At 67.1% G+C, this 7,204-nt stretch carries 6 protein-coding genes and 1 pseudogene; 2 read left to right on the forward strand and 5 right to left on the reverse strand.

Features of this window, described 5'->3' with window-relative positions; translation table 11 throughout:
• Positions 1-23: 23 nt before the first annotated feature.
• The 4 genes and pseudogenes from AC1DYD_RS11205 to AC1DYD_RS11220 all read right to left on the reverse strand — a co-directional run bounded on the left by AC1DYD_RS11205 (position 24) and on the right by AC1DYD_RS11220 (position 3,822).
• On the reverse strand, positions 24-548 hold the full coding sequence (locus tag AC1DYD_RS11205) for a flavin reductase family protein (RefSeq protein ID WP_478172815.1): 525 nt from the start codon (positions 546-548) through the stop codon (positions 24-26).
• Positions 522-1,757, reverse strand: a pseudogene (locus AC1DYD_RS11210) (styrene monooxygenase/indole monooxygenase family protein); the annotation flags it as partial. The pseudogene AC1DYD_RS11210 and the gene AC1DYD_RS11205, both read right to left, overlap by 27 nt.
• A gap of 15 nt (positions 1,758-1,772) precedes the next feature.
• Entirely contained in the window at positions 1,773-3,011 is a 1,239-nt protein-coding gene (locus AC1DYD_RS11215; RefSeq protein ID WP_478172800.1) for a styrene monooxygenase/indole monooxygenase family protein, read from the reverse strand.
• Between the two features lie 19 nt (positions 3,012-3,030).
• Positions 3,031-3,822 (reverse strand): SDR family oxidoreductase, encoded by a 792-nt coding sequence (locus tag AC1DYD_RS11220; protein ID WP_478172801.1) that lies wholly within the window; start codon positions 3,820-3,822, stop codon positions 3,031-3,033.
• Positions 3,823-4,001: 179 nt separating this feature from the next.
• Between AC1DYD_RS11220 and AC1DYD_RS11225 the strand changes: the two genes are divergently transcribed.
• On the forward strand, positions 4,002-5,003 hold the full coding sequence (locus AC1DYD_RS11225) for an AraC family transcriptional regulator (protein WP_478172802.1): 1,002 nt from the start codon (positions 4,002-4,004) through the stop codon (positions 5,001-5,003).
• A 70-nt stretch (positions 5,004-5,073) separates the two neighbouring features.
• Here AC1DYD_RS11225 and AC1DYD_RS11230 read toward each other — a convergent pair whose 3' ends face one another.
• Positions 5,074-5,232 carry a hypothetical protein gene (locus AC1DYD_RS11230; protein WP_478172803.1) on the reverse strand — a complete coding sequence of 53 codons (159 nt, stop codon included), beginning with the start codon at positions 5,230-5,232 and terminating at the stop codon, positions 5,074-5,076.
• Positions 5,233-5,571: 339 nt separating this feature from the next.
• Here AC1DYD_RS11230 and AC1DYD_RS11235 point away from each other — a divergent pair.
• A partial coding sequence (locus AC1DYD_RS11235; RefSeq protein ID WP_478172804.1) for a VCBS domain-containing protein occupies positions 5,572-7,204 on the forward strand: 1,633 nt, incomplete at its 3' end.

Here is a 7,204-nt window from a genome sequence, read left to right on the forward strand (position 1 = left end):
GGATGGTGGTGCGGGCCGCGCGCTCATTGCACGCATTCCGGATGTCGCGTCGTCACCTGGTAGTAGCCCGAATGAAAGACCAGCGGCTCGCCGTCGAAGCGGTCGTAGCGCTCGACCTCGCCGATGAAGATCAGGTGGTCGCCGCCGTCATACTGCCTCACGTTGCGACAGATGAAGCGGGCGATGACGCCATTCAGCAGCGGCACGCCGGCCGTTCCCTCGCAGCAGTCCACCCCGCCGAACTTGTCCGGCTGCGGTGTCGAGAACTGCCGCGACAGGTGATGCTGGTGCGCCGCCAGCACGTTGATCGCGAAATGGCTGGCGCCGGTGAAGTCGGCCACGCTCGGCGCCTGCCGGGCCAGGCTCCACAGCACCAGCGGCGGGTCCAGCGAGACCGACGAGAACGAGTTGGCCGTCATGCCCACGCGGCGGCCGTCGATGCCCCGGGTCGTGATGACGGTCACGCCGGTGGTGAACTGCCCGAGCGCCTTGCGGAAATCGCGCCGGTCGAAACGGTCGGCCGCCGCCTCGCGCGCCCTGCTTTCCAGAAAGCGGTCGGTCTCGACGGCATCGAACCACCAGGGCGCGAAGACACGCGGGTCGTCGAAGCCGTTGACGATGGTGCTCGCGACCGCGGGCATGTGGGTGGCGGACTGCAATAACTTCTGCACGTGCGGCTTCGGTGCTGCGAGCAGGCTGTTGGTCCAGTCGGTGGCCCAGCGGGCATAGCCTTCCCAGTAGCGGTCGAAGGTCTGCTGCATCCAGGCGGCGTCGAAGGGCGCATCGCCGTGTTCGAGGATCCGTTTCAGGTAGATGTCGGCGGCCTTGGCCGCGTTGTTGGAGCCCTGGCCGGTGATCGGGTCGTTGAGCACCACCGCGTCGGCCAGGCCCAGCACCTTGCGTCCGGAAGGCAAGGTTGCCACCGGCTTGCGCACCGTCGGTGCGAAGCGCCCCGCCAGGATGCCGTGGTCGTCGGCGAGCGCGATGTCGCCGCAGCGCTCGGCTTCCCAGGGCAGGAAGGTGTCGAGGATCCACTTGCTGCGCGCGAGGTGCTCCTGCGGCGTCTTCACGTCCGACCAGCAATCCATCGGGCCGCCGGGCACGCCTTCGAACACCATGATCTCGCACGGGCCCGTGGTGGTCAGCGCCGGGAACACGAAGTACTCGCCCACGCCGGGGATCAGGTTGAAGCACACCCGCGCATACGGCTGGGCGGGCTTCATGCCCTTCACGTAGGTGAGCGCCAGGGCGCGCTGGGGCTGGTGGAACGGCGAGCGCTCCGCATCGCGCTCGAACAGTTGCGAGATCTCGCCCTTGCCGCTGGCGACGACCACGAGCTCGTGGGTGGCGGCGCAGGCTTCCAGCTCGGCCAGCCCCACGTCCTGCACCACCAGCCGGCCGCCGCGCTGTTCGAACTCGGCCATCCAGGCGGGTATCTTGAGCCGCTGGTCGATCGACTGCGCGGGCCCGTCGAGCTTCGCGCTCCATTCGATGGCCTTGCTGCCTTCGGGGCTGCGCACCACCATGCCGATGCCCTCCACGGAGGGACATTCGTCCGCCCACCAGTCCAGCGCCAGCTCGCGCTCGGTCTGCAGTGCGGTCTCGAACATGCACTGGCTGGACATCACCGGGCCCTCGAAGATCTCCTGCCCCGTGCGGTTCGAGAACACCGTCACCTCGTGCCCCGCGCGCTGCAGGCCGAGCGCGAGCTGCATGCCGGACTGTCCGGCGCCGACGATGGCCACGCTTCGCTTCATGCTCGGGCTCCGGGCTTAAGCGACGGCGGCGCAGGTTTCGATGTAGCGGTCCGCCTCCGCGGGGTCGACGAACCACGGGAAGAAGGTGCGCGGATCGTCGAAGCCGTTGGCGATGGCGCTGGCCAGCGGCGGGATCGCACCGGCGCTCCCCAGCAGCTTGAGCACATGGGGCGGCGGCGGCGCGAGCAGCATGTTGGTCCACTGCGCGACCCACTGCGCGTAGCCGAACCAGTAGCGGTCGAAGGTCTGCTGCATCCAGGCCGCGTCGGCCGCGCCGTCGCCGCGCGCGAGGATGCTCTTCAGGTAGGTGTCGGCGCACTTGGCCGCGTTGTTGGAGCCCTGGCCCGTGATCGGGTCGTTGAGCACCACCACGTCGGCCAGGCCGAGCACCTTGCGCCCGGAGGGCAAGGTTGCGACCGGCTTGCGCACCGTCGGCGCGAAGCGGCCCGCGAGGATGCCGTTGTCGTCGGTCAGTTCGATGCGCTTGCAGCGCTCGGCCTCCCAGGGCGCGAAGGTGTCGAGGATCCACTGGCTGCGCGCCAGGTGCTCCTGCGGGGTCTTCACGTCGGCCCAGCAATCCATCGGGCCGCCCGGCACGCCCTCGAACACCATGATCTCGCAGGGCCCCGTGGTGGTCAGCGCCGGGAACACGAAGTATTCGCCGACGCCGGGGATCAGGTTGAAGCACACGGCGGAGAAGGGCTCGCGCGGCGTCATTCCCTTCACGTAAGTCAGTGCCAGTGCGCGCTGCGGCTGGTCGAAGGTGGACTTGTGGGCGTCGCGCTCGAAGAGCTTCGAGATCTCGCCCTTGCCGCTGGCGACGAGCGTGAGATCGTGGCTTCGGGTGCAGGCCTCCAGCTCGTCGATGCCCGCGTCCTTGAGGATGAGTTCGCCGCCCTTCTTCTGGAACTCTTCCATCCAGGCCGGGATCTTCACGCGCTGGTCGACCGACTGCGCGCTCGAGTTCAGCCGCGCGGCCCAGTCGATGGCCTTGGCGCCCTTCAACTCGGGATGGGGCACGGCCAGCCCGATGCCGTCCACCGTGGGGCAATCGCGCCCCCACTGGTCCAGGCCCAGGTCGCGCTCGATCTGCAGCGAGGTGTGGAACATGCACTGGCTCGACATGACCTTGCCGCGGCGGATGTCCTCACCCGTCCGGTTGCTGAACAGCGTGACCTCGTAGCCTGCCGCGAGCAGTCCGAGCCCCAATTGCAGGCCCGACTGGCCCGCGCCGACGATGGCGATGCGTTTCATTGCTTGCTCCTTGATCTGGTTAGTCCATCAACTTGGGAATGGCGGGGACGGCCTGCTCGGGGCCCATGGCGGCATAGCCGCCGTCCACCGCGTAATCGGAGCCGGTCACGAAACTGGCATGGTCCGAACACAGGAACAGCACAACCTGCGCCACTTCGTCCGGATCGCCGACGCGCCCGAGCAGATGGAAGGGCGCGGCCACGCGGTCGGTCTTGGCGCGGTCGCCGCCGCTGAGCTTGTCCATCACCGCCGACCAGGTCCAGCCCGGCGAGACGCTGTTGACGCGGATGCGGTCGGGCGCCAGGTCCATCGCCATGTTGCGGGTGAGCTGCGCCATTGCGGCCTTGCTCACCGGGTAGAGCCAGCGCCCGGTCTGCGCCACGCGCGACGAGATGCTGGTGAAATTGACCACCGCCCCGCCCCCGGCCGCGACCATGTGCGGGTGCACGGCCTGCAGCATGACGACCGCGCTCGCCACGTTGACGTTGAACGAGGTGAGCCAGTCGGCGCGCGGCGACTTGAAGCCGTCGTCCACATAGGAGCACGCCAGGTTGACCAGGAAATGCACGCCACCGTGCCGCGCGGCCGCCTCCGCCACGCAGGCCTGCACCTGGGCGTCGTCGGTGATGTCGGTGCGCACGAAGCGCGCGCCGGCGCCGAGCGAATCGGCCAGCGGCTGGCCGTTGTCGGCATCGATGTCGGCGATGACGACCTTGACGCCGGCCGCGTGCAGCGCACGCACCACGCCGGCGCCTATCAGTGTGGAGCCACCGGTGACGATGGCGCTCTTGCCCTCGAGTCCCTTGAACATGACGCTTGCTCTCCTCGGTTGATCGGCCAGGCCGGGATGGCCTGAGGAGCGAACGTTATGAGGAAGCAGGCCGCTGGCGGATCCCGGAAACGCGGGCCCTGTCCCTGGCGCGCAGTTTTTGTCGAGGGGAGGCCCGAATTGTGGGCGGGGATGGTTTTTGCTACGGTGCCCATGCCCACATGGAAACCGCCATTGCCCCACGGCTGCCGCTGCAGCGCTATCGACTCTTCGAGAGCCACGACATGGACGAGGCGCGCGAGAGCGTGGCCCGCGTGTTCTGCCCGCACGGCCTGGTCATGCTGCGGCCGCGCACCGAGCTCGACGCCTGCCACCACAGCGCCCGCCTGTATCGGGATGTGAGCCTCAATTACGTGCAGTACGGCCCGGGCGTGCAGATCGACCCCGGCTTCCTGCAGGATTTCTTTTTGTTGCAGATTCCGTTGCGCGGCGGCGCCGAGATCCGCTGCGGCGCGCAGCATGTGGATGCGACCCCCACCCTCGCCTCGCTGCCCTCGCCCACCGAGCCGCTGTCGATGCGCTGGGCCGACGACAGCCCGCACCTGATCGTGCGGCTGGCCCGTTCGGCGCTGCTCTCGCGGCTCGAATCCTTGCTCCAGGCGCCGGTCAGGCAGCATCTGGTGTTCGATTTGGGCGTACCGCTGGACAACCCCGCATTGGCGCCGCTGGTGCACTTCATCGACTACCTGCGGCTGACACTCGACGCGGGCAACGCGCTGCAATCCGGCGGCCGGCTTGCCGAGCATGCCGAGGAATTTCTGATGTCGAGCCTGTTGATGTCGGCGGGCCACAATTATTCGCGGGCGCTTGCCGGCGAAGCGCAGCGCAGCCTGCTGCCGCGAGTGGTCCGCAAGGCACAGGAATACATGGCGGCGCATGCCGATCAGCCCCTGTCACTGGCCGATGTTTGCCGCGAAGTCGGGTGCAGCGCGCGGGCCTTGCAACTGGCGTTTCGCCAGCATGCGGGGCAGGGGCCGATGGAGTTTTTGCGGGAACTCAGGCTCGACAAGGTGCGGGGCGAATTGCTGGCATCCGCTGGCGTGGCTGGGGGCGGTGTGCGGGAGGTGGCGCAGAAGTACGGGTTTCTGCATCTGGGGCACTTCGCGGCGCAGTACCGGGCGCGGTTTGGGGAGCGGCCGTCGGAGACGCGGGGGCGGGGTTGATCAGCGACGTCACACGCTCGCGTTGATGGCACCGGGCGGCTGGGATTTCGCTGCGCTGGTCCCAGGTGAATCAGCGCATGGCCTTCAGCAGCACTCCGTCGACCGGCGGATGCAGGGTCGCCACACTGGGATGCGTTTCCCAGCCGGCACACACCACCTTTGACTTGAGGTAGGTGTCGACCAACTTCTGTGCGCGGCCGTACGTGCAGACAAGCTGGCGTTCTGTCACTACCTCGCCATTCAAAACTCCCGTCTTTGACCGTCGACCCCCCGAGTTCATCCAATGTCTCGATGCGGAAGCATGGCATCAGGGGTCGCATGCTGGTTGTTCCCGATCGCACCATCGGACGGCCGCGCTATGAGAAAAAAGTCGCGCTTTCCGCGTCACCACGGACGTTTCCGCGTATTGACCTTTCGTTGTACATTTAGTTATAAATGGTTACATGACCACCCTGTTTCGGGCACTCGCTGAGGGAAGCGATCCCCTGAGTCAGTAACAAATGCCTCGCAAGCTCAGATCCCGGTCATCCCTTACCAGCAGGCGCTCACTCCAACATGAAGGAAATCAATGTCTACCATCACCGGATCCAACGACAACGACATCATCAGTGGCACGAGCGGCAATGACGTCATCAACAGCGGCAATGGCAACGATGTCGTCAATGGAGGCGCAGGAAGCGATTCCTTGAACGGCGGCGCAGGGAACGACGTTCTGAATGGCGGAAGTGGCAGCGACCAACTGAACGGCGGTTCCGGCGCCGACACCCTCGTCTACAACGTCACGGAAAACAGTCTCGCGGGTACCAAGGACGTCTACACAGGCGGATCGGGCATCGATACGCTTGAACTTCAGCTCACCGGGGCGCAGTGGTTGCAGTCCGCCATCCAGACACAGATTTCCGCCTATATGGCCCATCTCGCCGCCGTGACGAATGCAAGGACAGGGGAGGTTTCCAACGGTTCGGCGAGCGATTTCGTATTTACCTTCGGATCGTCCACGCTGACGGTCCAAATGACTGAGACTTTGAGAATTCTCGTTGACGGCGTCGAACGCAGTCCGACCCACACCGCCATCAACTATGTACCGGTGATCGCCGGCGCGGCCAGCGGTGCCGTGCAGGAAGACGTGGCGGTGGTCGGTGGCCAGCTCGCGACCGGCGGCGCGCTGACGATCGCCGATGTCGATGCGGGCCAGTCCAGCTTCGCGGTCCAGGCGGGCACCGCCGGCAGCAATGGCCTGGGCAGCTTCTCGCTGGCGGCCGACGGCAGCTGGAGCTACACCGCCAGCAACACCCAGGCGGCGATCCAGCAACTGGGTGCAGGCCAGTCGCTCACCGACAGCTTCACCGCGGTGTCGCTCGACGGCACGGCCAACCAGTTGGTGACCGTGACCATCACCGGCACCAACGATGTGCCGGTGATCGCCGGCGCGGCCAGCGGTGCCGTGCAGGAAGACATGGCGGTGGTCGGTGGCCAGCTCGCGACCAGTGGCGCGCTGACGATCGCCGATGTCGATGCGGGCCAGTCCAGCTTCGCGGTCCAGGCGGGCACCGCCGGCAGCAACGGCCTGGGCAGCTTCTCGCTGGCGGCCGACGGCAGCTGGAGCTACACCGCCAGCAACACCCAGGCGGCGATCCAGCAACTGGGTGCAGGCCAGTCGCTCACCGACAGCTTCACCGCGGTGTCGCTCGACGGCACGGCCAACCAGTTGGTGACCGTGACCATCACCGGCACCAACGATGTGCCGGTGATCGCCGGTGCGGCGAGCGGTGCCGTGCAGGAAGACGTGGCGGTGGTCGGGAGCAGTCTCGCGACCAGTGGCGCGCTGACGATCGCCGATGTCGATGCGGGTCAGTCCAGCTTCGCGGTCCAGGCGGGCACCGCCGGCAGCAACGGCCTGGGCAGCTTCACGCTGGCGGCCGACGGCAGCTGGAGCTATACCGCCAGCAACAGCCAGGCGGCGATCCAGCAACTGGGCGCGGGCCAGTCGCTCACCGACAGCTTCACCGCGGTGTCGCTCGACGGCACGGCCAACCAGGTGGTGACCGTGACCATCACCGGCACCAACGATGTGCCGGTGATCGCCGGCACGGCCATCGGTGCCGTGCAGGAAGACGTGGCGCTGGTCGATGGCCAGCTCGCGACCGGCGGTGCGCTGACGATCGCCGATGTCGATGCGGGTCAGTCCAGCTTCGCGGTCC

The sequence above is a fragment of the Variovorax sp. P4_B11 genome (assembly GCF_056402355.1).

Excerpts from the sequence above, each read along its gene's own strand:
- AC1DYD_RS11215 (WP_478172800.1), bottom strand. The coding sequence starts at position 3,011 with ATGAAACGCATCGCCATCGTCGGCGCGGGCCAGTCGGGCCTGCAATTG.
- AC1DYD_RS11220 (WP_478172801.1), bottom strand. The coding sequence starts at position 3,822 with ATGTTCAAGGGACTCGAGGGCAAGAGCGCCATCGTCACCGGTGGCTCC.
- AC1DYD_RS11225 (WP_478172802.1), top strand. The coding sequence starts at position 4,002 with ATGGAAACCGCCATTGCCCCACGGCTGCCGCTGCAGCGCTATCGACTC.